Raw genomic sequence first — 23,450 nt, 5'->3', positions numbered from 1 at the left:
CTCCTTAGTCCAGGTCCGACTCGTTGCCCTTGAGGAACTTCATCTGGATGAAGGCCACCAGGGCGAGAATGAGGAAGAGAATGACGGCGATGGCGGATCCGTAACCGAAGTCCGACTCGGTGAAGGCCCGCTGGTAGATGTAGTACTGGATCACGCGGGTGGCGTTGACCGGTCCGCCCTGGGTGGTGACGGCCACGGTGTCGAAGACCTGGAAGGATCCGATCACGGTCACCACGAGGACCAGTACCAGGACCGGGCGGAGCAGCGGAATGGTGATCTTGCGAAAGGTCTGGAACGCTGAGGCGCCGTCCAGCTTGGCGACCTCATAGATGTTGCCCGGGATGGCCTGCAGGCCGGCGAAGATGAGCAGCGCGGTGTACCCCATGTGCCGCCAGGTGTTGATGACTGCCTGGGTGGGGATGGCCCACTCTTCGCTGCCGAAGAACGCGACGCGTGGGAGTCCGGCCCATTCGATGAACTGGTTGACCACGCCGATCTGGTAGTCGAGCATCCAGAACCAGAGCAGCGCCGCGATAACGTTCGACATCAGGTAGGGCAGGAGCAGGGCGCCACGGATCAGCGTGGACTTCGCGACCTGATGCATCAGGAGGGCCAGGCCCAGGGCCAGGGCCGTCTGGAGGACGATGTTGAGGACCACGTACTGGCCCGTGACGGCCAGGGAATTCCAGAACAGCGGGTCCTTGGCAATCGCCGTGTAGTTGTCCATCCCCACCCAGGTGGGGTCTCCGAGAATGTTGTACTCCGTGAAGCTCAGGTACACGCCGCGGATGGTTGGGACAACGTAGAAGAAGAAGAACCCGATCATGGCCGGGGCGATAAAGAACAGGGCGATCTTGAGGTCGCCGAGCCGGCGGTAACCGCCGCGCGGCTTGGGTGCTCCGGTTTGGGGCGGTGCGGGTCTCGCGTTTTTGGCAAGGGTGGTCATCGTCGACCCTTTCCTGACTGTGATGTGGATAACAACTGATGAGGAATCTACACGAGTAGATTGAGGGTGGCAAGTGTTGATGTTTCTTTTATTTCTAAAGGGATTTATCCAGCAACTTGGTCATTGACTCGAGTAGATTCAGGTGAAAGACTGGCGATTCTGATGGAGAGCGCTTGCCCGGCGCTCCCGCAAGGCATCTACGGAAGGCAAACAATGACGTTTTCAATCGGCGTAGTAGGAGTTGGCCAGTTCGGCGGCCAGTTCGCGCACCTCTTCAATCTCCACCCCGGTGTCAGTGCCGTCTATGTGGTGGATGAAGTTTCATTGCGTGCAGCCGAAGCAGCGGACCGCCTGCACCTTGCGGGTGTGAAGGCAGGTTTTGATGAACTGTTGGAATCCGACGTCGATGCCGTGGCCATCTTCACCCAGCGTTGGACACACGGTCCGCTGGTGGAAAAGGCGCTCCGCGCCGGCAAGCACGTCTACTCGGCCGTCCCCATGGCTATTTCCGAGGAAGAGATCGCCCGCATCATCAATGCCGTGCGCGAGACCGGAAAGGTCTACATGATGGGGGAGACCAGCTACTACAACCCGGCCACCGTCTATGCACGCAAGCAGCACGCGGCCGGCCGTTTCGGGCGGATCTTCTACACCGAGGGGGACTATGTCCACGACATGGACCTGGGCTTCTACGATGCCTACCAGTACAGCGGCGGTGACCGCTGGAAGGAAACCGCCAGTTACCCGCCAATGCTGTACCCGACGCACGCGCTCGGGGGAGTGCTCGGTGCGGTCCCCGCCCATGCCGTCAGCGTCAGCTGCGTCGGTGTCAAGGACGACCGCAACGACGGCGTCTTTGACAAGGAAATCAGCATGTTCGGCAACGACTTCTCCAATGCCACGGCCCTATTTGAACTGAACGACGGCGGCGTTATGCGCACTAACGAGATGCGCCGCGTGGGCTATCCGTCACACATCAGGGAGTCCCGGTTCCGCTTCTTCGGGACGGAGGCCAGCTTTGAACAGCTCGCAAATGTCACGGTCTGGCAGGACAAGGAAAACGTCCACGACATTTCCGAGCAGCTGGAAACACGTCCCAGCATGTCCCTGGATGACCCGTCGCTGGCCAACGTTGCGCCGGAACTACGGGACGCCTTCGTCTCCGGACTCTCGCCGGTCCATGATGCTGACCGGCTGCCTGAGGAGTTCCGCGGCGCACCGAACGGCCACGAAGGCAGCCACCACTTCCTCGTGGATGACTTCGTAACAGCGGTCAACACCGGCACGCAGCCGCCGGTCAACGCCTGGGTTGCCGCCCGGTTCACGCTGCCTGGCATCGTGGCGCACCAGTCCGCCCTCCGCGGCGGAGAGCGTCTGCCCATCCGTGACTTCGGTGACGCGCCGGGGATCTGATAGCTAGCATGTACACCATGACGACTCCCGCATTGCAGGCCCCGCGCGGCCCGGTGACCCGCAAGGATGTTGCCCGGTACGCGGGCGTCAGCACCGCCGTCGTCAGCTACGTAGTGAACGGCGGGCCCAAGCGAGTGGCGCCGGCCACGGAAGCGAAGGTCCAGGACGCCATCCGCCGGCTGGGGTACCGTCCGAACGCTGCCGCCCGGGCCCTGAAACTAGGATCCAGCGAAACCATAGGGCTGGTTATTCCGGACAACAGCAACCCTTTCTTCTCGCTGCTGGCACACGCTGTTGAAGATGCTGCCGCCGAACTGGGCTACGCCCTGCTGCTTACCAACTCGGATGGAAACCTCGCGAAGGAACTCCGGCATGTCCGCAACCTTGCAGCACGCCAGGTGGACGGCGTCATCCTGTCCAGTGTCTTGATGGAACCGGGCCTGACGGACCTTGAATCGGCGGAGATACCTGTTGTTCTGCTGAACCACAGTGCCGATGCGCCCGGATTCAACAGCGTGGGCGTGGATCTGGTGGCGGGCGCAAAATCAGCCGTTGAACACCTGATCGGCCACGGACACACCAGTATCGCCCTCGCCATGGGTACTAACACCGGCAACTATTATGACGGCCGTGAAGAGGGCTGGCTGCAGGCTCTGGCGGGGGCAGGACTGCCGGAAGGCCCCATTGTCCGTACCGCCTTCACCCGGGAAGGCGGCTACGCTGCAGGGAAACGCCTCCTGGCCTCCGCGAGCCGCCCGACGGCCATTTTTGCCACGTCTGACCTGCAGGCTGTCGGTATCCTCCGCGCGCTCCATGAGGCGGGGGTCTCCGTGCCCGGAGACATTGCGCTGGCCTCGTTCGACGGCTCGGCTGAAGCTGAGTACAGCTGGCCTCCCCTCACCACAGTGAAACAGCCGGCAAAGGCAATGGCGGAGGCCGCAGTCAGCGCCCTGATAGGCGCCCATCGCGGCCACGAATCCGAACATCTCATCTTTCCTGCCGAGTTGCAGATCCGGCAGTCCTGCGGCTGCCCCTAGGCTGCAGCGAGCCGAAGCCTGCCAACTTTCTCCTGCAGGACACGTTGCGCCTCAGGACCCAGCCCGAGATCACTGATGACCTCGTCCACTTCGTCCAGCGACGCAATGGAACTGATGCCCAGCACCCCCCATTTGGTGTGGTCGGCCAGCACGACAGTTTTCCGCGCTGCGGCCACAAAGGCCCGGTTCGTTTCGGCCTCAAGCAGGTTGGGCGTAGTGAAGCCGGCGACGGTTTCCATGCCGTGGACGCCAAGGAACAGCACGTCCAGGTGCAGCTGCTTCAGCGCGCTGGTCGCGATGGGGCCAACCAGGGCGTCCGACGGCGTGCGCTGGCCGCCGATCAGGATCACCGTGGAGCTGTAGCGGGCCGGGCCCGTTGCCGCAGCATGGTGGAACAGGTCAGCGATGCGCACCGAGTTGGTGACCACCGTGATTTGCGGGCCGTTGACCAGTTCCTTGGCGAGCGCCCACGTTGTGGTCCCGGCGCTCAGCCCCACCGCCATCCCTTCCTGGACGAGTGCGGCCGCTTCAATTGCAATGGCACGCTTCTCCGCTGTCAGCTGCGTGGACTTAAGTTCGAAGCCTGGCTCGTGGGTGCTGGCATCGCCGGGGAGCTTGGCGCCGCCGTGGATACGTTCCAGTTTGCCGCCCTCCTCCAGCAACTCGATATCCCGACGGACAGTCATCAGCGAAACACCCAGTTGTTGGGCCAGGTCCGAGACGCGGACAACCCGTTCGCGCTGGACGGCGTCCACGATTGCCTGGTGGCGTGCTGCGGGGAGCATGGAATTCCTTTCGTGCTGAGGCGGGGGACTGATATCCCCGTCACGTTCCATGATGGTCTACCCCTTGCTTGAACCAAGAGTCAGCCCCGCAACAAACTGCCGCTGCAGGAGCAGGTAGATCACCAGCGTGGGAATGACAGTGATGACTGCACCGGCCGCCAGGAGGTTGTAGTTGCTCAGGAATTCTCCCTGCAGGTTGTTGATGGCCGTGGTGATCGGAAGCCGGTTGCCGCTCTGGATGAAGATGAGGGGCCAGAAGTAGTCGTTGTAGATGAAGATGACCTGCAGCGTGCCGAGGGCGGCGAACGCCGGCCGGCATAGTGGCATGATGATCTCCCGGTACTGCCGCCAGATGCCGGCCCCATCCACCAGGGCGGCCTCGGTCAGGTCCGCGGAGAGCGCCTTCATGTAGTTGGACAGCACAAAGGTGCAGAAACCCATCTGGAAGGCGGTATTGACCGCGATCACAATGATGTACGTGTTCAGCATGTTTCCGGAATCGCTGACCGAGTACGGCACTTCGAAGTGCTTTGCCATCTCGAACAGCGGGGCGGCGAGGACCTGCGGGGGAAGCAGGTTGCCGGCGGTGAACATGATGAGCAGCGTGATGTTGAACTTCCAGTTCACCCGGCTGACGGCGAAGGCCATGAGGGAGGCAAGGAACAGGGTCAGCAGCACAGCCGGGACGGTGATGATGACCGAGTTCCAGAAGTACGTGGAAAACCCGCCCTGGGTCCAGGCCTGGGCAAAGTTGTCGAAGTTGAAGTCGCCGGCAAAGCTGAAATAGCCGTACTGGTTCGTCGAGGCCACCGGGCGGAGGGCCGTGAAAAGAGACCAACCCAGCGGGATCAACCACATCACTGCCACGACGGCCAGGAAGATATGGGTTCCGTAGTGGCGCTTGGGCCTGCTACCGGAGCGGGGCGCGGCTGCGGCGGGAGTCCTGCCGGCGCGGGCTGTGGTGGTGCTCATGCTTTGTTCTCCTTGCCGAAGGTGCGGCTGAGGTAGAAGACGATAGGAACAAGGGAGATGACCAGCAGCACCACTGCCAGTGCCGAGCCGACGCCAATCACCTGGCCTTCACCTACGAGGTTCTGGATCACCAGGGCGCTGAGCATTTCCAGGCCGTTGGTTCCGCGGTTGATGACGTACACCACGTCAAAGGCGCGCAGCGATTCGATGATGGTGATCACCACGATGACGATATTGATGGGGCGCATGGCCGGGAACACCACGCGGAAGAAGGTCTGCCCGGCACTGGCTCCATCGATGGCGGCGGCTTCCTTGAGGGTCGGGTCCACGCCCTTCAGCCCGGCCAGGTACAGGAGCATCACGTAGCCGGCATGCCGCCACGTCGCTGCGATCATGGCGGCCCAAATGTTCACGGAGGAGTCGCCGAACCAGTCAACGGCCTGCGGTGTCCCGGCGGTGCCCAGGAGGAAGTTCAGGAGTCCGTTGTCGCGCTGGTAAAAGAGCTGCCAGATGATGCCGATCAGGGCCAGGGACAACATCACGGGTGCGAAAAAGATGCTCTGGTAAATCTTGCTGCCCCTGATGTTCTGGTCCAGCAGCACGGCGAGCAACAGGCCCAGCGGTGTGGCGATCAGGGCCAGGAAGAGGAGCCAGAGGAGGTTGTGCTGCACTGCCGGCCAAAAGGGCGGGTAGTCCTGGGTGATGTACTGGTAGTTCGCCGTGCCGGCGGGGCGTATGTCGGCCAGGTCCAGGCCGTTCCACCGGCTGAAGCTGAGCCCCACGGACATCAGCGTCGGCAGCCAGACCAGGGCCAGTTCGATCAGGGTGGGGATCCCCACCATCAGCGACAGGACCACCTTGTCCCGCCCGGTCAGGCGGCGGACCCGCCCGCCTCTGGCCCGCCGGATACGGCCGACGCCGGGCTCCCGCGCTTCCGGCGGTATCAGTTCTTGTGCGGTGCTGCTCATGGAAGTCTTCCCTCTATTGATGGGGACGCTGGAAGGGAACGACGGCGGCGGGAGCCTTGCGCCGCCGTCGTCGTTCCGTTCTGGTTGGGCGCCGTGGAAACGGCGCTGACAGGGCTGGAAGTGCTGCCCTGGGCTACTGCGCGGCGTAGAGCGACTTGGCCTGGGCCTCAAGGTTTTTGACGTCCATTTTGCCGTCCTTGATGAAGCTCTGCAGGGCCGGGATCATCACGTTGTTGGCCATGGCCGGCAGGGCGTCGCGGTCGAAGAACTGGCTGATGTACTTCGCGTCCGCGATGGTGTCCGCACACTTCTTGTTGAGCGGGCTGAACTTGGACGTGTCCGTGCCCTTGGCGGTGGCGATGTTGGACGCATCCACGGCAGCGTAGGCGTCCTGGGCATCGGCGGTGCCGAGGAACGCCATGAAGTCGCGGGCCGTCTTGTTCTCCCCGCCCTTTTTCGACAGCAGGAGGCCGTCGATGGGGGCTTCGACGGCGTCGCGGCCTTCCATGGCGATCTCCGGAAAGGCGAAGAAATCGATGTCCGCCAGCACCGCCGGGTCGGTGAATTGCTGGGTGACGAAGGAACCCAGCAGGTACATGCCGGTCTTCTTGGCTTCCAGAGCCTTAGCGGCGTCCTGCCAGGTCTGGCCGAGGGCTCCCGGATCCTGGAAGGGAAGGAGCGCCGCCCAGGTGTCGAAGACCGCGCTGACCTTTTGCTGGTCCCAGGATTCCTTGTGTGCGCACAGGTCCACATGGAACTGGTAGCCGTTGAGCCGCATGTTCATGTAGTCGAAGGTGCCCATGGCCGGCCAGCCGTCTTTGTCGGCGAAGCCGATGGGAATGATGCCATCTGCCTGCATCTTCGTGGCGAGGGCCTTGAGTGCGTCAAAGGTCTCCGGCACCTCGTACCCCTTTTCGGCCCAGAGACTCTTCCGGTAGAAGAACCCCCATGGGTAGTTGTAGTTGGGCACGAAGTACATCTTGCCGTCCGGTCCGGTGGAGGCTTTCTTCAGCGCATCGGAGTAGTTGCCACCGATGGTTTCCCAGACGTCATCGATGGGTGCAAGGAGCCCTTTGCCCGCGTAGTACTGCATGCGGTAGCCAGCGAACCAGGTGAACGTATCGTCCGGAGAGCCCTGCAGGTAGGAATTGATCTTGTTCTGGAAATCATTGTGGGGCACCGTGTTGATGGTGACCTGCTTGCTGTTTTTGGCCGTGAAGGCGTCGGCGACGGCCTGGTAGGCGCGCTTGGGCACATCGTCCGAGGAGCCGGAGCCGAAGGTGAGGCCGGAGGAACCGGAACCTGACGCGGACGGGCCGCTTCCGCCGGTGCAGGCTGCCAGGAACGGGATGCCGGCAATGCCTGCCGCGCCTACGCCGACGGTCTTGAGGATGCTTCGCCTGCTCGGAAAAGCGGTTGCAGACGCATCAAACTGTGAAGCCATGTTCTCTCCCTTGAAAAATAGCCGCATGTGAGACACCTCACATTGCATCTGACTATAAACGTTCAAAACAGAACATGGAAGAACGGCAAATAACATTTTTGGCGTCGATTTTTTTGAATCGTCCCAAACGGGAGTGGCCCCGTTATTCCCATCAGGACGGGAATAACGGGGCCACTCGATAGCTTCGGACTGGGGCTTGCGGCAGCTGTTACTTTCTGAGCGACTGCGCGATCTGGGCCATGACGGTGGTGTCGGCCAGGGTGGTGGCGTCGCCGGATTCGCGGCCTTCGGCGATGTCCTTGAGCAGGCGGCGGACGATCTTGCCGGAGCGGGTTTTGGGCAGTTCCGGGACCACGAGGATGGTTTTGGGCTTGGCGATGGGCCCGATTTCCTTACCTACGTGGTTGCGGAGTTCGGCGATGGTGGCCTCGCCCTTGTCCACGGCATCGCCGCGCAGGATGACAAACGCGACGACGGCCTGGCCGGTGGTCTCGTCCGCGGCGCCCACAACGGCGGCTTCGGCCACGGAGGGGTGGGACACCAGGGCTGATTCGATTTCGGTGGTGGAGAGCCGGTGCCCGGAGATGTTCATTACGTCATCCACGCGGCCCAGGAGCCAGATGTCGCCGTCCTCGTCCTTCTTGGCACCGTCGCCGGCGAAGTACATGCCTTCGAAACGGGACCAGTAGGTCTCCTTGAACCGCTCGGGGTCACCCCAGATGCCCCGGAGCATAGCAGGCCAGGGCTCGCGGATCACCAGGAAACCGCCGTGGCCGTCCGGCACGGATTCGCCCTGCTCATCGACGACGTCCACGGCGATGCCGGGCAAAGGTGTCTGCGCGGAGCCGGGCTTCGTGGCGGTGACACCCGGCAGCGGGGCGATCATCTGCGCGCCGGTTTCGGTCTGCCACCAGGTGTCCACGATCGGGGCCTTGTTGGCCCCGATGACATCCCGGTACCACATCCACGCTTCCGGGTTGATGGATTCGCCCACGGACCCGAGGACACGGATCGAGGATAGGTCATACTTGTCCGGGATCTCCCGGCCCCACTTCATAAACGTCCGGATGGCCGTAGGAGCGGTGTACAGGATGGAGACCTTGTACTTCTCGATGATTTCCCACCAGCGGCCCTGGTGCGGGGAATCCGGGGTGCCCTCGTACATGACCTGGGTGGCGCCGTTGATGAGCGGGGCGTAGGCGACGTAGGAGTGGCCGGTGACCCAGCCGACGTCGGCCGTGCACCAGTAGACATCCGTTTCGGGGTGCAGGTCGAAGACGGCCTTGTGGGTGTAGGCGCCCTGCGTGAGGTAGCCGCCGGTGGTGTGCAGGATGCCCTTGGGTTTCCCCGTGGTCCCCGAGGTGTACAGGATGAACAGCGGGTGCTCGGAGTCGTGCCCGACGGCGGTGTGCTCCGTGGAGGCCAGCTCCACGGTGTCCGCCCACCAGTGGTCCCGGCCTTCGTGCCAGTCCACGTTCTGGCCGTTGCGCTTGACCACCACTACGTTCTGGACCGTGTGCCCGTCGGCGGCGAGTGCCTCGTCCACGGCGGTCTTGAGCGCGCTGGGCTTGCCGCGGCGGTAGGTGCCGTCCGCGGTGACCACGAGCTTGGCTTCGGCGTCCTCGATCCGGGACCGCAGGGCGTCGGCGGAGAACCCGCCGAACACTACGGAGTGCACCGCGCCGATGCGGGCGCAGGCCAGCAGCGTGATGACGGCCTCCGGGATCATGGGCAGGTAGACCGCCACCCGGTCACCCTTGCCAACGCCGAGGGACTCGAAGGCGTTCGCGGCCTTCTTGACCTCTTCGGTGAGCTGGGCGTACGTGTAGGTGCGGGTGTCGCCGGGTTCACCCTCGAAGTAGATGGCCACCCGTTCCCCGAGGCCGTTCTCCACATGGCGGTCCAGGGCGTTGTACGCGGCGTTGACCTCGCCGCCCACGAACCACTTGGCGAACGGCGGGTTGGACCAGTCCAGTGCCTGGCCGAAGTCTTTGCTCCAGGTGAGCAGTTCGCGGGCCTGCTTCGCCCAGAAAGCCGGGCGGTCGGCGTCGGCCTCGGCGTAATCAGCGGCGGTGACAACGGCGTCGGCAGCGAATTCGGGGCTGGGGGCGAAAGTGCGGTTTTCGTGCAGCAGGTTTTCAAAGGCGTCGCCCTGCTGGTCGGTCTGCACGGAAGCTGCGGGGGCAGTGGCCGTGGAGCCGGGAGTGTCCTGAGACATGGTGAACCTCATCATTCATCGGTCTGTTCAGCGGCTGCCGTCGCCCGGCCGTGCTCCGCCGATGTGCGCGGCATTGGGCAGCGGCCGATCGCGGACATTCCGCAAAGAGCTGTTCCGGAATCAGCCTAATACGTGCAGGGGCCGCGATGTGTTCGCTGTCACAAAGGCGCCCGCGAACGGCATTTATTTAGCGGTGAATGGTTAATGGACCCTGCGAACCGGCGTCCCGCCGCTGCGGATCAGCTAGTGATCGGCCATGCGGTTGGCTAGGCTGAGATTGAATTGTGACTTTCTACGGAGCTGTCGGATCCGGTGTATCACTGCCGGGCCTGGCCGTTGCCGCCGTTTCGGACGGCACAGTTTTGGGACGGAACCGTCCCGGTGCCGCCACGCTAAGGAGTACAGAATGAACCAGCAAAGCTTCGGCCAGAAATTTGGCCGCACAACCGAGGCCGGGCCTGGCACCACACCGGGAGGCGGCTCAGCGAAGGGCGTGCAGAAGCCGGCCCGCGCCAAGCCGGGCACCACCAACCAGGCCGTGCTGGGTCCGTTCACGCTGCGGGACCTGACGGTTTTCGCCTCTACCCTCATTCTTCTGGTGGCCTCGCTGCTGCCCATCTTCTTCGGCCGGTTTAATCTCTGGAATGCAGGCAGCCTGTTCTTCCTGGGCCTCGGCATTGTGTTGCCGCTGATTGTTACGGCACTCTTTGCTGCCCGCCGGCTTGTGCCCGCCACGAAGGTCCGCATCGGCTCGCTGTCCGTTGACCAGTTCGCTTCTGTGGTGGCTTCCTTTGCACTGGCGTTCTTCTTCGTTTCCACGGCTGCGGGCTATGTGCCCAGCCTGTTGGTGGGCCTGGTCGGTTCCGTGGTGCTGTTCGCGGGGACCGTGCTGAGCCGGTTCATTCCGTACTTCGCCGGCGACTTCCTGGGGCGCGACGAATCCCCGGCGCACGTGATGGCGCGCGACTCGGCCGTCCCGCTGCCCAAGCCGCACACGCCCAAGGAACCCCAGCCTGCGGCCGCGCCCGTCCCGGCGGCTTCCGCGCCTGCCGCCACTTCTGTGCACGCCGGCACCCCCGCAGCTTCGGCTGGGGCCTTCTCCGCGCCGGCCGGCTCCGCGCCTGCCCCGGCTGCCCCCGCCCCGGCTGCGCCAGCAGCCGTCTCGTCCGCCCCGGAGGCGAACGAGTGGACCGCCGCCGGCGACCCGAGCCCCGCAACCCAGGCCGCCGACGTCGTGCCTACCCCAACAGCGACGAACGCCTCAGTGACGCCCGCCGTTGCGGAGGCTACTGCAGATGACATCCCGGCGGCGGCTGCGGCTCCAGCCGCATCTGCGCCGACGGCTACGGCCGAGTCCTCCGCCGCTGCCCCTGAAGCGGCAGTCCACAACGCCGGCACGGGTGTCCCTGCCCCGGCTCGCCAGTCCGCCGCGGAACCTGCGGCGACGGCCGTGCATCAGCAGGTGCGCAGCGTGGAGCCCATCGGCGCCACCGTGGATCCGGCATCCAGGCCGGAAGAATCGTACGAAGAGCCGGCGCATGAGGCATTTTGGTTTGCCGTGGCCCAGCACCGGACCGCAGTGGATGCCCAGACCGGCGCCCCCGCGTTTGTGATTGAACCGGGCGGCTGGGTTCTGGCGCTGGAAGACCGGGGCCACGAATTCCTGGTCCAGCACACCGACGGACGGGTGGGCGTGCTGCGCGACCTCAGCAACATCGAGCGCGGCTAACCAGGCCCGTGGCCACCTCCCGTAGACCCGGATCCGGCCCGGCCGCAGCAGCCCCGGAGTCTTTGCTGGCGTTGAAGCGCCGGGCGCGACGGATCAACAAGGCCTTGGCGGAGAAGTACCCGTACGCCCATGCTGAGCTGGATTTCCGGAACCCGTTCGAGCTGGTGGTGGCCACGGTCCTGTCGGCCCAGACCACAGATGTGCTGGTCAACCATGTCACCAAGATTCTCTTCGCGCGGTACCCGGACGCCCGGGCCATGTCGGAGGCCGATCCCAACGAGCTGGAAGCGATCCTGCAGCCCACCGGCTTTTTCCGGGCAAAAACGAAGAACGTGATGGCGCTGAGCACGCGCCTGGTGGACGAGTACGACGGCGTGGTCCCCGGCCGGCTGGAGGACCTCGTGACGCTGCCGGGAGTGGGGCGTAAAACCGCCAACGTGGTACTGGGCAATGCCTTCGGGATCCCCGGGATCACCGTGGATACGCACTTCGGCCGGCTCGCGCGGCGCTTCGGCTGGACCACTTCCGAAGACCCGGTGCAGATCGAATTCGACGTCGCCGAACTGTTTGAGCCCAAGGACTGGACCATGCTCTCGCACCGGGTGGTGTTCCATGGGCGGCGGGTGTGCCACTCACGGAAGCCGGCCTGCGGCGTATGTCCGGTTGCGAACTGGTGCCCCAGCTACGGGTTGGGTGAGACCGATCCCGGCAAGGCCGCCAAGCTCCTTAAATACGAGCTGGCGCCCGGGAGCGAGATTCTCCTGGAACAGTTGCTGTCCGAAACGCACCGCGCCGCTGAAATCCGGATGGAATCACAGAGGCGGCTCCCATGAGCGCACGCCAGGACCTGATCGACCTGGTGCGCAGATCGGACAGCGGCGACGTCACCGCGCCAAACACTGCCTGGGCGGCCCTGACCGTGGATGAAAACATAGCCCGCAAGGCTGCAGTCCTGATGCTTTTCGGTGTACTGGACGACGTTCCGGCCGCCTCCGGCAAACCCCTGGCCGCGGCGGATCTTGATGTCCTGCTGCTGGAACGCGCGCACACCCTGGATTCCCATCCCGGCCAGGTCGCCTTTCCCGGTGGCACCATCGACGCCGACGAAACCCCGGTTGCCGCAGCCCTGCGCGAAGCCGAAGAGGAGACCGGGCTGGACTCCGCTGGGGTGGAGGTTCTGGGAGCTTTGCAGGAGCTCGGGCTGGCCCGGAGCAACTTCCTGGTGACGCCCGTGCTCGGCTGGTGGGCGTCGCCGTCGCCGGTGCACGTGGTGGATTATGCCGAATCCGCCCAGGTTTTCCGGATCCCCGTCCGGGACCTGCTGGACCCGGCCAACCGGGTGACAGCCACGGTCAGCCGTGATGGCAGGACCTTCAGCAGCCCCGCGTTCGCAGTCAGCGGTGTGCTGGTCTGGGGCTTCACAGGGATCATTCTGGATGGCCTCTTTGAGCAGCTGGGCTGGGCCGTGCCCTGGGACCGGACCCGGCTGCACGAGGTGGTCTTCTAGCTCGGCTGCGGCTGCTGCCGAAGATCAACAACAATGCCCGTGGCCGCGTTTTCACGCAGGGCATTGATGCCGTCCTTCAAGGCACCGAGATGCTGAAGTCGGGCGAAACTGCCACGATATTTCCGTTTGAGTCGGTGAGCCTGAGCCGATAGCACTCATCACTTACACGATGTATTTCAAACCTGCCCGCCATATGGTGGACCTCCCCTTATATGCGTCTTTGCATGAATAGCTGGACCGGCTGCTTCAGTCGCTGCTCTGATGTAACCATGGTCACAGAGGTTCCGGCCAGCTACTCCCGGGTAGGTTTTCTTCGGGCTACCTGTGGGCCCCTGCTACTTGGCGTTGTCGTAGGAATCCACCACGGCCACGCTGACGGGGAATTCCACCGGGATGGGGCCGAATAGCAGTTCCTTCGCGGCTGCGGCAGCTTCCTCGATGGCCCGGATGCAGGCCTGGACGCCGGCCTCGGGGGCATGGACCATCACCTCGTCATGCAGGAAGAACACCAGCTCCGCCGCAACGGTTCCGTCGGCACGCAAGGCCCGCAGCCGCCGTCGTAATTCCGCCAACCAGCACGCCGCCCAGTCAGCGGCGGATCCCTGCACCACAAAATTGCGGGTGAAGCGGCCGCGGGAACGGGCAATCGATTCCGCGCGGCGCTGTTCCTCGGCAGTGGCGGACTGCTGGCTCCGGAACCACCCCTCCGACGGCGGGGGGCTGCTCCGGCCAAGCCGGGTGGTCACGGTGCCGCCGGCCTCGCCGTCGCGTGCCGCCTGCTCCACGAAGCCGACGGCGCGTGGGTAGGTCCGTGCCAGCTGCGGCATCAGGCGCCCGGATTCGCCCGTCGTGGCGCCATAGATGGCGCCCAGGAGGGCGATCTTCGCCTTGGCGCGGTCGCCGCCGAAACCCTGGGCGGCGATGCCGGCGTACAGGTCCTTGTCGCGCGCCGCTTCAGCCATTTTGGAGTCCTGCGCCAGCGCCACCAGGACCCGGGGTTCCAGCTGGGAGGCGTCCGCGACGATGAGCTTGTGGCCGGGATTCGCATGGACCGCGCCGCGGATCTGGCGCGGGATCTGCAGGGCCCCGCCGCCCCGCGACGCCCAACGGCCGGACACGACGCCGCCCACCACGTACTCGGGCTGGAAACGGCCGTTGGCCACCCAGGCGTCCAGCCAGGCCCAGCCGTTGGCGGTATGCAGGCGGGACAGTTTCTTGTAGGCAAGTAGCGGCTCAATGGCAGGATGGCTGGACTCCATCAGCTCCCACTGCCGCGTGCTTTTCACCTCGATACCGTTACGGTGCAGGGCTCGCATCAGTTCCTGCGGCGAGTCCGGGTTCAGTGCGGGCGAGTTGAGCAGTCCCCGCAGTTCGGTGTTCAGGGCCTCCAACTTCGCGGGGCGGTGACCGGACGGAGGGCGCGGGCCGAGGTAATCGGCCAGGATCTGCTCGTGCAGGTCCTCCCGCCAGGGAACGCCGGTGTGATGCAACTCCGCGGCGATCATGGCGCCAGCGGATTCGGCGGCCAGCAGCAGCTGGAGCCGCTTCCGCTTGTTTTCTTCCGGAGCCGCATCGGCCAGGGCTGCCTGCTGGGCGGCGTATTCAGCGCGGAGCTCCGCCAGAGTGTGTCGCGGCGTCCGGTGGCGGACGTCGTCAAAGAGGGCGCCCTGATCTGCTGGCGGGGGCGGCGGCTGGAGTGCGCGGGGCAGCGAATGGGCATCGTCGAGCGGTTCCTTTTCCGCGTTCCTGGCGTACTCCGTGTGGGCAGTGAACTGCGAATACGCCAGGATGTTCCCGCACAGGCTGAGGTCATAGCAGCGGTCCACTTCCACGCCCGCCGCCAGCAGAGCGGGGTACCAGTCCTGGGTCCGGTGCCAAATCCAGCGGGGCGGCGCCTCGCGGGGCCTGTTTTCCAGTTGGCGTACGACGCCGGCCAGCTCGCTTGCGCTGATCAGGCGCGGCTCGGGGCGGTCTGGGTGCGGATCGCCCGCCTGGGTGACCTGCTGGAGGGCTGCGCCATGGGCGTGGGCGGCGAGCAGCAGATACATGGGTCTAATTCTGCCCTGTGGCGGGGGCTCGGGCGGACCGGCAGGTGGGCCGGTGGGCGGACCGGTGGGCCGGGGCGTGTGCTTGTGTGGGGAGGGGTGGGGGCTGCGACGCGGGCTGTGGTGCGAGTGCCATCGATCCCAAGGGCGTCAACTTATGTTGACGCACCCCCAGGCGTCAACTAAAGTTGACGAATGGAGGTAGGGCGGATGAAAACACTGGTTGCATCAATGGATGGGAAGGGCCCCGCTGAAGCGCTGTACGCAGTGGCGGAGCTGCAGAAAGAAGTTGGCCGCGCCGAAGCGGCCCTGGTTCGGAAGGCGAGGCAGACGGGTCTGTCTTGGGAAGCCATTGCCCTGTGCCTTGGGGTGAGCAAGCAGGCCGTCCACCGCAAATACGGGAAGCAGTAGCCGGCCCGGTTGTTTGGTCGCGTTGTTCGGCCGCGTTGTTCGGACGCGTTGTTCGGCCCGGTCGGTTCGGCCGTTCGGCCGGGGTCCGGCCGGGGAGTCGGGGGGTTGTCCACATACGGTGGCACGCCCCTGTTTCTCCCCCTGAGGACGGTGGAGAGTTGCTGCATGAGCAGGCACCAGCTATCTCCACCTCCTTCCGAGCGGCCTTCCACCCAGCTGTCCCGCGCGAGGCCTTCCCCTTCCCCCGTATCTGACTCCGGTGGTTCCCAGTCCCGTGAGTCCAGGGCCGGTGGATCCACGTCCCGTGCGCCTGCCTCGGGACGGGCCTCGGGAGCCTGGCTGCCGGATCCCGCTCGTGCCGAGGTTCTCCTGGTCACCGGCTACGACTTTCTGCAGGGCGAAGTGGAACGGATTGTCGCTGCCGCCGGCGGCCATTTGCGGGTGGTGGCGGACGTGGCTGATGCCGCCAAGTACTGGGACGCCGCGGCTGCAGTGTTGGTGGGGAGCGATGTCCGTGAGCTGCCGCCGCGGCGAAGGGCCCCTGCCGTGTTGGTGGGCCTGAACGGGGAAGGGGACAGTCTCTGGCACCTGGCTGCAGCCCTCGGAGCGGAGCGGGTGGCGGTGCTGCCGGACGCCTCGGCCTGGCTGGCAGAGTACCTGAGCCGGTCACGGTCGCCCGAGGCGGGAGGACTCGTCCTCGGGATAACAGGGGGCTGCGGCGGTGCCGGGGCCACCACCGCGGCAATCTGGATCGCCCAGGCGGCGGCCGGTCTGGGTGTGCGCGTATTGCTCGTTGATGGAGACCCATGGGGTGGTGGCCTGGAACTGGCCCTGGCCGCTGAGGAGACGCCGGGGCTGCGCTGGCCTGACCTGTCCGGCGCCAGCGGAAGCATCGATCCCGAGCAGCTGGCCGATTCACTCCCGGTCGCCGGCGGGTTTTCGTTCCTGTCCTGGCCCGGCAGCCGCGAACGCCAGCCACCGGTGGATGCCGCCACCACCGGTGGCGTGCTGGATGCGGCCCGGCGGGGCTACGAACTCGTGGTGGTGGACATCGGCCGGGGCGCGGAACCCGTGCGCATGTTTGCCTGGGACTGTGACCGCATCCTGGTGGTTGTGCCGGCGCAGCTGAAAGCCGCGGTGGCCACGGCCCGGCTGCTCCACGAACTTCCGCCGGTTGAGGCGGCCCTCCTGGTACGGGGCAAGGCCGGCGCCGCGCTGGACGCAGGACTGATTGCCGACGCCGTCGGGCTACCGGTCCAGGGCCGGGTTCCGGAGCTGCACGGCGTCACCGCTGCCGGGGAAAACGGAAGGCTCCTTGACGTGGGCAAACGGCGGAGCGTCAGGCATTTCGCCGCCTCAGTGCTCGATCTGCTGGACGGCGACATCCCTGCCGGAGACCTGCCGTGAGCGAGCGGCAGCCAGTCCCGCCGCCGTCGCACCAGGACCCTCGGACGGGGGCGCGCCGTCGGCAGGCCCGCATCCTGGATCCGGGCTTTTTGGATTCGGCGCTGTTGGAAACCGTGCGTGAATCAGTCATGGCCGACGCCGGACCTGTCACCCCGTCCCGGGTCGCCGCCGCGGTCCAGGCCACCGGGCGGCTGCTGGGGACTGCCGGCTCCCTCGCCGCAGTGGAACGGATCAGCGCCGAGCTGAACGGGCTCGGCCCACTCCAGGAGCTGACGCGGGACGTCCATGTCACCGACATCTTCGTCAACGCCCCGGACTCGGTCTGGATCGACCGGGGGCAGGGCCTCGAACCCGCCGGGGTGTCGTTTTCCGGTGAGGCACAGGTGCGGGCATTGGCATCACGGCTGGTGGCCGCCGGCGGACGGCGGCTGGACGACGGGTCCCCGTGCGTTGATGTCAGGCTCGACGGCGGCTACCGCGTCCACGCCGTCCTGCCGCCGATTTCGACAGCCGGCACTCTGCTGAGTGTCCGCATCCGGCGGGAGCAGGTCTTCTCCATGGACGAACTCCGAGCCGGCGGCATGTTCGGCGGCGTGGTCCATGACGTCCTTGAACGCATGGTTGAACAGCGGCTGAGTTTCCTGGTCAGCGGGGCCACGGGTTCCGGGAAGACCACTCTGCTCTCCACGTTGCTGGGGCTGTGCTCCCCGGCGGAACGGCTGGTCCTGATCGAGGACGCGTCCGAACTGAACCCCGTCCATCCGCACGTTGTGTCGCTCGAGTCACGGCACGGAAACCTCGAAGGCGGCGGCGAAGTGGACCTGGGCGAACTCGTCCGGCAAGCGCTGCGGATGCGGCCGGACCGGCTGGTGGTGGGGGAGTGCCGCGGCGCCGAGGTCCGGGAGCTCCTGACCGCCATGAACACCGGCCACACCGGAGGGGGAGGGACCATCCATGCCAACACGGCCACCGCGGTCCCGGCCCGCCTGACAGCCTTGGGAGCACTCGCTGGCATGGGCCAGGACGCCGTGCGCCTCCAGGCAGCCAGTGCCTTGGACGTGGTGGTCCACGTGGAGCGGTCCTGCCGCGGGCGGCATGTTGCCTGCGTGGGTGTGGTGCAGGATGGTCCTGGCGGGCTTACCGTGGTTCCGGCGTTGGAGACCAGACGAGGCAAGCTCGGCACCGGTCCTGCCTGGGAGGCAATGAGCTCGAGGCTGGGACTGTCCCCGGCGGCGGGTGCGGCAGCATGACACTTCTGCTGGCCGCGGTCTTGGGACTGGCGGCCGTGCTGCTCTTCAGCCCGCCCGGCGGTGCCACAGGCCGTTTCCGGAGGGCCGTGGCAAGTGCAGGACCAGGCCTCGCCTCGCGGGTTCACTCCGGCGCCGGTGGCAGCCGCATGCGCGGCTCGTGGCGCAACATCCTCCGCGCACGACCGAAACGGAGTGACCTGTCCCTGACCCTTGTGGTGCAGCAGCTTGCTGCGCTGCTGAAGGGCGGCCGCACTCCGGCACGGCTCTGGGATGAACTGTGGCTGGTCCATGGTGGCCGTCCGGAGCCAGGTTCAGCAACTACGGACGCAGGCTTAGGCGCACCCCAGGATCTTGGCGGAAGGGCTGAGCCAATCCGTGGGTCAGCAGCCGGGCGCAGCGGGCCGAGCCTCAGCGCAGGTTCCCTTGTGATGCTTGGCGCCGTCCGCGCAGCAGCATTCCGGGGCGCACCCGTGTCCGAAGCGATCAGGAAGGCCGCGCAGGTAGAGTATTCGCGCGCCGACGGCTGGGAGTTACGGATCTGGTGCGAGCTGGCCGCCTGCTTTGACATCGCCGAAGCCAGCGGCTGTCCCCTGGCTGATGTGCTGGCGCGGTTTGCCGCCCAACTCGAAGTGGAAGACGATGCCGAGGCCGCGCGCCAGACCGCCCTCGCCGGGCCCAAGGCCACAGTCGGTCTGCTGACGTGGCTCCCGCTGATGGGGCTGGGCCTGGGAATAGCGTTGGGCGTAGACCCGTTGGCCATCCTGATCGGGACTCCGCTGGGACTGGCGGCCCTCGCAGCGGGAGTGGGCCTCACCATCGCCGGGAGAATCTGGTCTGCGCGCCTGGTGGGTGCTGCCGCCGGGGCCGGTGTGCCATGACGGAGATTCTTGTGCCGGGGCTTGCTGTGGCAGTTGTTCTTGCTGCGGCCGCTTGGCTAGCCCTCTCGCAGCCAGGCCGGGTCCGAAAGAGACTGCTCAGACTCCGGGGGGAAGTGGGTGCAGGGTCACCGGGGGCGAATGAAGCCCTCACACAACGTGGCCGGCTGCACGGATTGCGTGACACGGCCATGATGCTGGAGCTCGTGGCGGCGATGCTTGACGCGGGGTCAGGCATCGGGCGGTCCCTGGAACTCGTCGCAGCCTCGGCCTCGCCGGACTACGGCAAGGCGTTGCGCCCCGTGGTGTCTGCGCTCGCCATCGGGGCCGACTGGGAGACAGCCTGGCGCAGTTCTGAAGTCCGGCTTCCCGGAATCCTTGAACTGCGTGACGCACTCGGATTTGCCGCCCTGACCGGGGCGCCGTCGTCGGCCATCCTTTACGCGCAGGCCGCGAGGCTGCGCCGGGAAAGATTCCGTGCTGCGGAGAAGCGCGCGGCCTCCCTCGGCGTGAAGCTTGTCATTCCGCTGGGCCTGTGCTCGCTCCCGGCGTTCATCTGCCTCGGCGTTGTCCCGGTCCTGCTGGCACTGGTGCCGTCCGGGTCCTGACAGCGGGATCTGAGCTACGGTCCATTCCCTCCACACCCCGTCCCGTCCTCCACAATCCGCTCAAAGCCGCGCTTATCCACTTACGGGATGTTGGCCCTTACCGAGACATCCGGAGCCGGGAAGAGTCGAATCAGCCGGCAACTCGGCCGGAGCACAGAAGGGAAATGTCACCATGACCATCATCGAAAACAGCCTTTCCGCAGTATCCGCACCGGAGTCCAGCGCCCCAACCACGGGCACAGCACCGTGGGACTCGGGAACACGCTCCGATGCAGGATTGGGGGCGTGCACCTGCCAACGACAGGAATCCCCAGAGCCCAATGACAATGTGGTGGAGCTTTACCCTGGTGCCAACGAGCGGAACGAGCGCCGCGGCCGGATTTCAGCTTCAGAAGCCGGAATGGCAACGGCTGAGTACGCCATCGCCACCCTGGCCGCTGTGGGCTTCGCAGGACTTCTCGTCTTCATTCTCCGCAGCGACGAGGTACGCGGATTCCTGTTGAACCTCATCCGCACGGCGCTGGCGTTGCCGTGATTCTGTCGCCGGCAGCGCTGCAACGTCCTGATGACCGGAGCAGCCGCAGTGGGCCGGGGAATGCCCGCGGCGCCGTGACGGCGGAGTTCGCGGTAGCGCTGCCGGCGGTGCTGTTGCTCCTCGCCCTGCTTTTGGCCGGAGCCTCCGCGGGCGTCACCCAGCTCCGGCTCGAGGAAGCAGCGCGGGCCGGTGCCCGGGCGCTGGCCCGCGGTGAGGATCCCGCCGCAGTGCAGGGGATCGTCAGGACCTTGGCCGGGACATCAGCAACGGCGTCCGTTGCGGCCGACGGCGAATGGCTCAGCGTCACCGTGGCTGACGGTGTGGGCGGACCATTGGGGGCAACAGTGCCCTGGACGCTCACCGCCAAGGCCACCACGCGGAGCGAAACGCCCGCCGCCGTTGGCGATCCGCTACCACTGGTACCGGCAATGCCGGCCACGATGCACGGGTACTCGTTCCGGCTGGCACATTCTGCGGACGAACGGACGGAACACGTCCGGGCCGCCGACGAGGAGCCGTAGTGAAGCGGCAGCACGGCGACAACCCGGAGCGCGGTTCGGGAACAGTCCTCGCAGCGGGGCTGGCATTGGTTGTCATCATGGCGATGGCCCTGATGCTGTTGTTCGCACAGTCCGCGGTGATGGCCAGCCGGGCAGCGGCAGCGGCGGACCTCGCCGCCCTTGCCGCAGCCGATGCCCTGCGCGGGATCACGTCCGGTGACCCCTGCACGGTGGCCGCGGAGGTGGCGGCCCGCCATGCAGCATCACTCGTCAGCTGTACGGAAGGGGACGGTCAGACCGTCATGGTCCGAACGGAGCTGAATGCACGGACACTGGTTGGCGCCGCCACCGGTCACGCGCGGGCCGGGCCGCCGCCCTGAGCGGCTGTGGTGCTGAACGGCTCGGTGCCGGCCATGAATTCCGCGCCGCGGGAAGGCATTTCGCGGGCATCTTTGAGGAGGACATCGATGAGCGTGACGGCGGCGGCCTTGTCCAGCGGGTTGTTCTTGTTCCCGCATTTGGGGGACTGGACGCAGGACGGGCAGCCTGACTCGCACTCACACGCCTTGATGGCGTCGCGTGTGGCGGAGAGCCACACCTTTGCCTTATCGAAGCCGCGTTCGGCAAAGCCCGCACCGCCAGGGTGTCCGTCATACACAAAGATGGTGGGCACGCCTGTGTCGGCGTGGATGGCGGTGGACACCCCTCCGATGTCCCAGCGGTCGCTGGAGGCCACCAGGGGCAGGAGGCCGATCGCCGCATGCTCGGCGGCGTGCAGGGCCCCCGGGAACTGCGCCTCGATGAGTCCGGCGCCCGTCAGCGAACGGTTCTCCACCACAAACCAGACCGCCTTCGTGAACAGGTCCCGCGCGCCGAGCTCCAGCGGCTCCTCACCCAGGATTTCGTTCGAGATCAGGGCCTTGCGCTGAAAGGAAACCACCTGCGTTGTCACCTTCACATCGCCGAAGTGCACGGCAACATCGCCCCAGTGCTCAGTCCGGAGTGTCTCGAGCACTTCGATCTGGGTCACGTCCCGGGCCGTTGTGTAGTAGTCGGGGTTGGCGCGCCGGACCACCACGCAGTGGTCGTCTTCGTTCAGGTCCTCCACCACATAGCTATCGCCCTGGTGTACGTAGATAGCCCCCGTGTGCGCCTGGTAGTGCGTCTGGGGCGAGTCCATGGTCCCGAGCAGCGAGCCGGTGTCGGCGTCGACGATGCTCACCGGCCCGCCTCCGTCGGCGCGGAGGTTCACCATGGCCGCCGCGCTCTGGGAGTGCGTCCAGAACCAGCCCGCCGGCCGGCGCCGCAGATACCCCTGCGCCACAAGCTGGCCCAGCAGCTTCTCAGCCGTGCTGCCGAATAGGCCCAGTTCAGCCATGCCCAGCGGAAGCTCCGCGGCGGCGGCGCAAAGATGTGGTCCCAGCACGTACGGATTGGAGGGATCAAAGACGGTGGCCTCCACCGACACGTCGAAAATCGCCTCGGGATGGTTCACGAGGTAGGTGTCGAGCGGATCATCGCTGGCCACAAACGCGGCAATGGCATCCTGCCCCGCGCGCCCTGCCCGGCCGATCTGCTGAAACAGCGACGCCCTGGTGCCTGGCCAGCCCGCTACCAGGACGGCATCCAGACCGGAAATGTCGATCCCCAGCTCAAGGGCGGACGTGCTGGAGACCCCCAGCAGTTCGCCGGAGCGGAGGGCCTTTTCCAGGGCCCGCCGTTCTTCCGGAAGGTACCCGGAACGGTAGGCAGCCACGCGCTGGGGCAGGCTGGGATCCACTTCGTCAAGGAGGCGCTTGGTGATCGAAGCGATCGTCTCCGCTCCGCGGCGGGACTTGATGAAAGCGATGGTCCGGATCCGGGACGAAACCAGGTTCGCCAGCAGATCGGCCGTTTCGGCAACGGCTGTCCGGCGTTCCCTGGCGCCGTTCTCGCCCTTGAGCTCGGTCAGTGCAGGTTCCCAGAAAGCGACGGTGGTGGAACCGTGCGGCGAGCCGTCCTCGGCAACCGCCCGGACCGGCGCCCCGATCAGGCGTCCGAACGATGTGCCCGGCTCCGATGCGGTGGCAGAGGCTGCGATGAACACCGGACCGGGGTGGGTGGTCCCGGCACCGTAGTACGCGCAGATACGGCGCAGCCGGCGCATCAGGTTCGCCACGTGCGAGCCGAACACACCGCGGTAGCTGTGTGCCTCATCCACAATTACGTAGCGCAACCGCCGGAAGAAGCTGGCCCACCAGGCATGATTGGGAAGGATGCCGAAGTGGAGCATATCCGGGTTGGCGAGGATGAAATTGGCGTGGTCCCGGATCCACCGGCGGGACGCGGGATCTGTATCGCCGTCGTACGTCTCGGCCCGCACAGTGGGCAGCTTCAAGGAACGGATGGCTGCGAGCTGGTCGGCAGCGAGAGCCTTCGTGGGCGAGAGATAAAGCGTCACGGCGCCGTCGTCGTGGATCTTTCCTGGTTCGGACAGGACGCGCAGTTCGGAGCGGTGGATGGCGTCAAGCGCAGGCAGTTGGTAAGCCAAGGACTTGCCGGAGGCGGTGCCAGTGGCGATAACCACGTGCTCGCCGCCGTGGGCGAGGTTGGCGGCCTGGATCTGGTGCCGGTAGGGCTCGTGGATGCCGAGGGACCCGTAAGCGGCCACGAGATCCGGGTGGGCCCACGCCGGCCACGGTTCGTGGACCGCCTGGCGGGCGGGGATGGTGCGGACATGACGCAGCTGCTCCGGGTCCGGGCCTCGGCCCAGCAAAGGAATCAGGGAGTCATGGGGGTTCACCCCAACATTCTTTCACCC

The 23,450-nt window shown here is 65.9% G+C and carries 21 protein-coding genes; 13 read left to right on the top strand and 8 right to left on the bottom strand.

What is annotated here, in order from left to right:
* Positions 1–4 precede the first annotated feature (4 nt).
* Positions 5–946 (bottom strand): carbohydrate ABC transporter permease, encoded by a 942-nt coding sequence (locus tag ACZY1F_RS01735; RefSeq protein ID WP_463939940.1) that lies wholly within the window; start codon positions 944–946, stop codon positions 5–7.
* A 213-nt stretch (positions 947–1,159) separates the two neighbouring features.
* Here ACZY1F_RS01735 and ACZY1F_RS01730 point away from each other — a divergent pair, with 213 nt between their 5' ends.
* Positions 1,160–2,359 carry a Gfo/Idh/MocA family protein gene (locus tag ACZY1F_RS01730; protein ID WP_463939939.1) on the top strand — a complete coding sequence of 400 codons (1,200 nt, stop codon included), beginning with the start codon at positions 1,160–1,162 and terminating at the stop codon, positions 2,357–2,359.
* Between the two features lie 17 nt (positions 2,360–2,376).
* Positions 2,377–3,396 carry a LacI family DNA-binding transcriptional regulator gene (locus ACZY1F_RS01725; protein WP_463939938.1) on the top strand — a complete coding sequence of 340 codons (1,020 nt, stop codon included), beginning with the start codon at positions 2,377–2,379 and terminating at the stop codon, positions 3,394–3,396.
* On the opposite strand, the gene ACZY1F_RS01720 is transcribed toward ACZY1F_RS01725, so the two are convergent.
* From ACZY1F_RS01720 to acs, 5 genes are all read right to left on the bottom strand, one after another.
* Positions 3,393–4,181, bottom strand: a complete 789-nt coding sequence (locus ACZY1F_RS01720; protein WP_463916062.1) for a DeoR/GlpR family DNA-binding transcription regulator — start codon at positions 4,179–4,181, stop codon at positions 3,393–3,395. The two genes, ACZY1F_RS01725 and ACZY1F_RS01720, sit on opposite strands and share 4 nt — an antisense overlap.
* A gap of 57 nt (positions 4,182–4,238) precedes the next feature.
* On the bottom strand, positions 4,239–5,153 hold the full coding sequence (locus ACZY1F_RS01715; RefSeq protein ID WP_463939937.1) for a carbohydrate ABC transporter permease: 915 nt from the start codon (positions 5,151–5,153) through the stop codon (positions 4,239–4,241).
* A complete protein-coding gene (locus ACZY1F_RS01710) occupies positions 5,150–6,121 on the bottom strand; it encodes a carbohydrate ABC transporter permease (protein ID WP_463939936.1) in 972 nt (323 codons plus the stop codon). Before ACZY1F_RS01710 ends, ACZY1F_RS01715 begins: the two co-directional genes overlap by 4 nt.
* Before the next feature lie 133 nt (positions 6,122–6,254).
* Positions 6,255–7,565, bottom strand: a complete 1,311-nt coding sequence (locus tag ACZY1F_RS01705; protein WP_463939935.1) for an ABC transporter substrate-binding protein — start codon at positions 7,563–7,565, stop codon at positions 6,255–6,257.
* 208 nt (positions 7,566–7,773) lie between these two features.
* The gene (acs, locus tag ACZY1F_RS01700) at positions 7,774–9,783 is read right to left on the bottom strand and encodes an acetate--CoA ligase (protein ID WP_463939934.1); all 2,010 of its coding nucleotides are present in this window, start codon (positions 9,781–9,783) and stop codon (positions 7,774–7,776) included.
* A gap of 406 nt (positions 9,784–10,189) precedes the next feature.
* Here acs and ACZY1F_RS01695 point away from each other — a divergent pair, with 406 nt between their 5' ends.
* Genes ACZY1F_RS01695 through ACZY1F_RS01685 form a run of 3 tightly spaced genes read left to right on the top strand, consistent with a single transcriptional unit; the run spans position 10,190 to position 13,019 of the window.
* Positions 10,190–11,512: a hypothetical protein gene (locus ACZY1F_RS01695; protein ID WP_463939933.1), complete on the top strand. Its 1,323-nt coding sequence runs from the start codon at positions 10,190–10,192 to the stop codon at positions 11,510–11,512.
* An 8-nt stretch (positions 11,513–11,520) separates the two neighbouring features.
* The gene (nth, locus tag ACZY1F_RS01690) at positions 11,521–12,345 is read left to right on the top strand and encodes an endonuclease III (protein WP_463939932.1); all 825 of its coding nucleotides are present in this window, start codon (positions 11,521–11,523) and stop codon (positions 12,343–12,345) included.
* Positions 12,342–13,019 carry an NUDIX hydrolase gene (locus tag ACZY1F_RS01685; RefSeq protein WP_463939931.1) on the top strand — a complete coding sequence of 226 codons (678 nt, stop codon included), beginning with the start codon at positions 12,342–12,344 and terminating at the stop codon, positions 13,017–13,019. The genes nth and ACZY1F_RS01685 overlap by 4 nt, the downstream gene beginning before the upstream one ends.
* A gap of 335 nt (positions 13,020–13,354) precedes the next feature.
* On the opposite strand, the gene ACZY1F_RS01680 is transcribed toward ACZY1F_RS01685, so the two are convergent.
* The gene (locus tag ACZY1F_RS01680) at positions 13,355–15,067 is read right to left on the bottom strand and encodes a bifunctional 3'-5' exonuclease/DNA polymerase (protein ID WP_463939930.1); all 1,713 of its coding nucleotides are present in this window, start codon (positions 15,065–15,067) and stop codon (positions 13,355–13,357) included.
* 192 nt (positions 15,068–15,259) lie between these two features.
* Here ACZY1F_RS01680 and ACZY1F_RS01675 point away from each other — a divergent pair, with 192 nt between their 5' ends.
* From ACZY1F_RS01675 to ACZY1F_RS01640, 8 genes are all read left to right on the top strand, one after another.
* Positions 15,260–15,475: an AsnC family protein gene (locus ACZY1F_RS01675; RefSeq protein ID WP_248758709.1), complete on the top strand. Its 216-nt coding sequence runs from the start codon at positions 15,260–15,262 to the stop codon at positions 15,473–15,475.
* Between the two features lie 165 nt (positions 15,476–15,640).
* Positions 15,641–16,882, top strand: coding sequence for a septum site-determining protein Ssd (ssd, locus tag ACZY1F_RS01670; protein ID WP_463939929.1), 1,242 nt, complete (start codon positions 15,641–15,643; stop codon positions 16,880–16,882).
* Complete coding sequence (locus tag ACZY1F_RS01665; RefSeq protein ID WP_463939928.1) at positions 16,879–18,132, top strand: TadA family conjugal transfer-associated ATPase; 1,254 nt, start codon at positions 16,879–16,881, stop codon at positions 18,130–18,132. The genes ssd and ACZY1F_RS01665 overlap by 4 nt, the downstream gene beginning before the upstream one ends.
* Positions 18,129–19,010, top strand: coding sequence for a type II secretion system F family protein (locus ACZY1F_RS01660; RefSeq protein ID WP_463939927.1), 882 nt, complete (start codon positions 18,129–18,131; stop codon positions 19,008–19,010). Before ACZY1F_RS01665 ends, ACZY1F_RS01660 begins: the two co-directional genes overlap by 4 nt.
* Positions 19,007–19,615, top strand: coding sequence for a type II secretion system F family protein (locus tag ACZY1F_RS01655; protein ID WP_463939926.1), 609 nt, complete (start codon positions 19,007–19,009; stop codon positions 19,613–19,615). Before ACZY1F_RS01660 ends, ACZY1F_RS01655 begins: the two co-directional genes overlap by 4 nt.
* Before the next feature lie 172 nt (positions 19,616–19,787).
* Entirely contained in the window at positions 19,788–20,150 is a 363-nt protein-coding gene (locus ACZY1F_RS01650; RefSeq protein WP_463939925.1) for a DUF4244 domain-containing protein, read from the top strand.
* Positions 20,147–20,671, top strand: coding sequence for a TadE family type IV pilus minor pilin (locus ACZY1F_RS01645; protein WP_463939924.1), 525 nt, complete (start codon positions 20,147–20,149; stop codon positions 20,669–20,671). The genes ACZY1F_RS01650 and ACZY1F_RS01645 overlap by 4 nt, the downstream gene beginning before the upstream one ends.
* Positions 20,671–21,030 (top strand): Rv3654c family TadE-like protein, encoded by a 360-nt coding sequence (locus tag ACZY1F_RS01640; protein WP_463939923.1) that lies wholly within the window; start codon positions 20,671–20,673, stop codon positions 21,028–21,030. The genes ACZY1F_RS01645 and ACZY1F_RS01640 overlap by 1 nt, the downstream gene beginning before the upstream one ends.
* On the opposite strand, the gene ACZY1F_RS01635 is transcribed toward ACZY1F_RS01640, so the two are convergent.
* Entirely contained in the window at positions 21,003–23,432 is a 2,430-nt protein-coding gene (locus tag ACZY1F_RS01635; RefSeq protein WP_463939922.1) for a DEAD/DEAH box helicase, read from the bottom strand. The two genes, ACZY1F_RS01640 and ACZY1F_RS01635, sit on opposite strands and share 28 nt — an antisense overlap.
* Between the last annotated feature and the right edge of the window lie 18 nt (positions 23,433–23,450).

The organism is Pseudarthrobacter xylosi (assembly GCF_055412765.1).
This window is presented reverse-complemented; position numbering and strand designations above follow the sequence as displayed.

Coding starts and splice junctions, on each gene's coding strand:
- ACZY1F_RS01735 (WP_463939940.1), bottom strand. CDS start 946: ATGACCACCCTTGCCAAAAACGCGAGACCCGCACCGCCCCAAACCGGA.
- ACZY1F_RS01730 (WP_463939939.1), top strand. CDS start 1,160: ATGACGTTTTCAATCGGCGTAGTAGGAGTTGGCCAGTTCGGCGGCCAG.
- ACZY1F_RS01725 (WP_463939938.1), top strand. CDS start 2,377: ATGACGACTCCCGCATTGCAGGCCCCGCGCGGCCCGGTGACCCGCAAG.
- ACZY1F_RS01720 (WP_463916062.1), bottom strand. CDS start 4,181: ATGCTCCCCGCAGCACGCCACCAGGCAATCGTGGACGCCGTCCAGCGC.
- ACZY1F_RS01715 (WP_463939937.1), bottom strand. CDS start 5,153: ATGAGCACCACCACAGCCCGCGCCGGCAGGACTCCCGCCGCAGCCGCG.
- ACZY1F_RS01710 (WP_463939936.1), bottom strand. CDS start 6,121: ATGAGCAGCACCGCACAAGAACTGATACCGCCGGAAGCGCGGGAGCCC.
- ACZY1F_RS01705 (WP_463939935.1), bottom strand. CDS start 7,565: ATGGCTTCACAGTTTGATGCGTCTGCAACCGCTTTTCCGAGCAGGCGA.
- acs (WP_463939934.1), bottom strand. CDS start 9,783: ATGTCTCAGGACACTCCCGGCTCCACGGCCACTGCCCCCGCAGCTTCC.
- ACZY1F_RS01695 (WP_463939933.1), top strand. CDS start 10,190: ATGAACCAGCAAAGCTTCGGCCAGAAATTTGGCCGCACAACCGAGGCC.
- ACZY1F_RS01685 (WP_463939931.1), top strand. CDS start 12,342: ATGAGCGCACGCCAGGACCTGATCGACCTGGTGCGCAGATCGGACAGC.
- ACZY1F_RS01680 (WP_463939930.1), bottom strand. CDS start 15,067: ATGTATCTGCTGCTCGCCGCCCACGCCCATGGCGCAGCCCTCCAGCAG.
- ACZY1F_RS01675 (WP_248758709.1), top strand. CDS start 15,260: ATGGAGGTAGGGCGGATGAAAACACTGGTTGCATCAATGGATGGGAAG.
- ssd (WP_463939929.1), top strand. CDS start 15,641: ATGAGCAGGCACCAGCTATCTCCACCTCCTTCCGAGCGGCCTTCCACC.
- ACZY1F_RS01660 (WP_463939927.1), top strand. CDS start 18,129: ATGACACTTCTGCTGGCCGCGGTCTTGGGACTGGCGGCCGTGCTGCTC.
- ACZY1F_RS01655 (WP_463939926.1), top strand. CDS start 19,007: ATGACGGAGATTCTTGTGCCGGGGCTTGCTGTGGCAGTTGTTCTTGCT.
- ACZY1F_RS01650 (WP_463939925.1), top strand. CDS start 19,788: ATGACCATCATCGAAAACAGCCTTTCCGCAGTATCCGCACCGGAGTCC.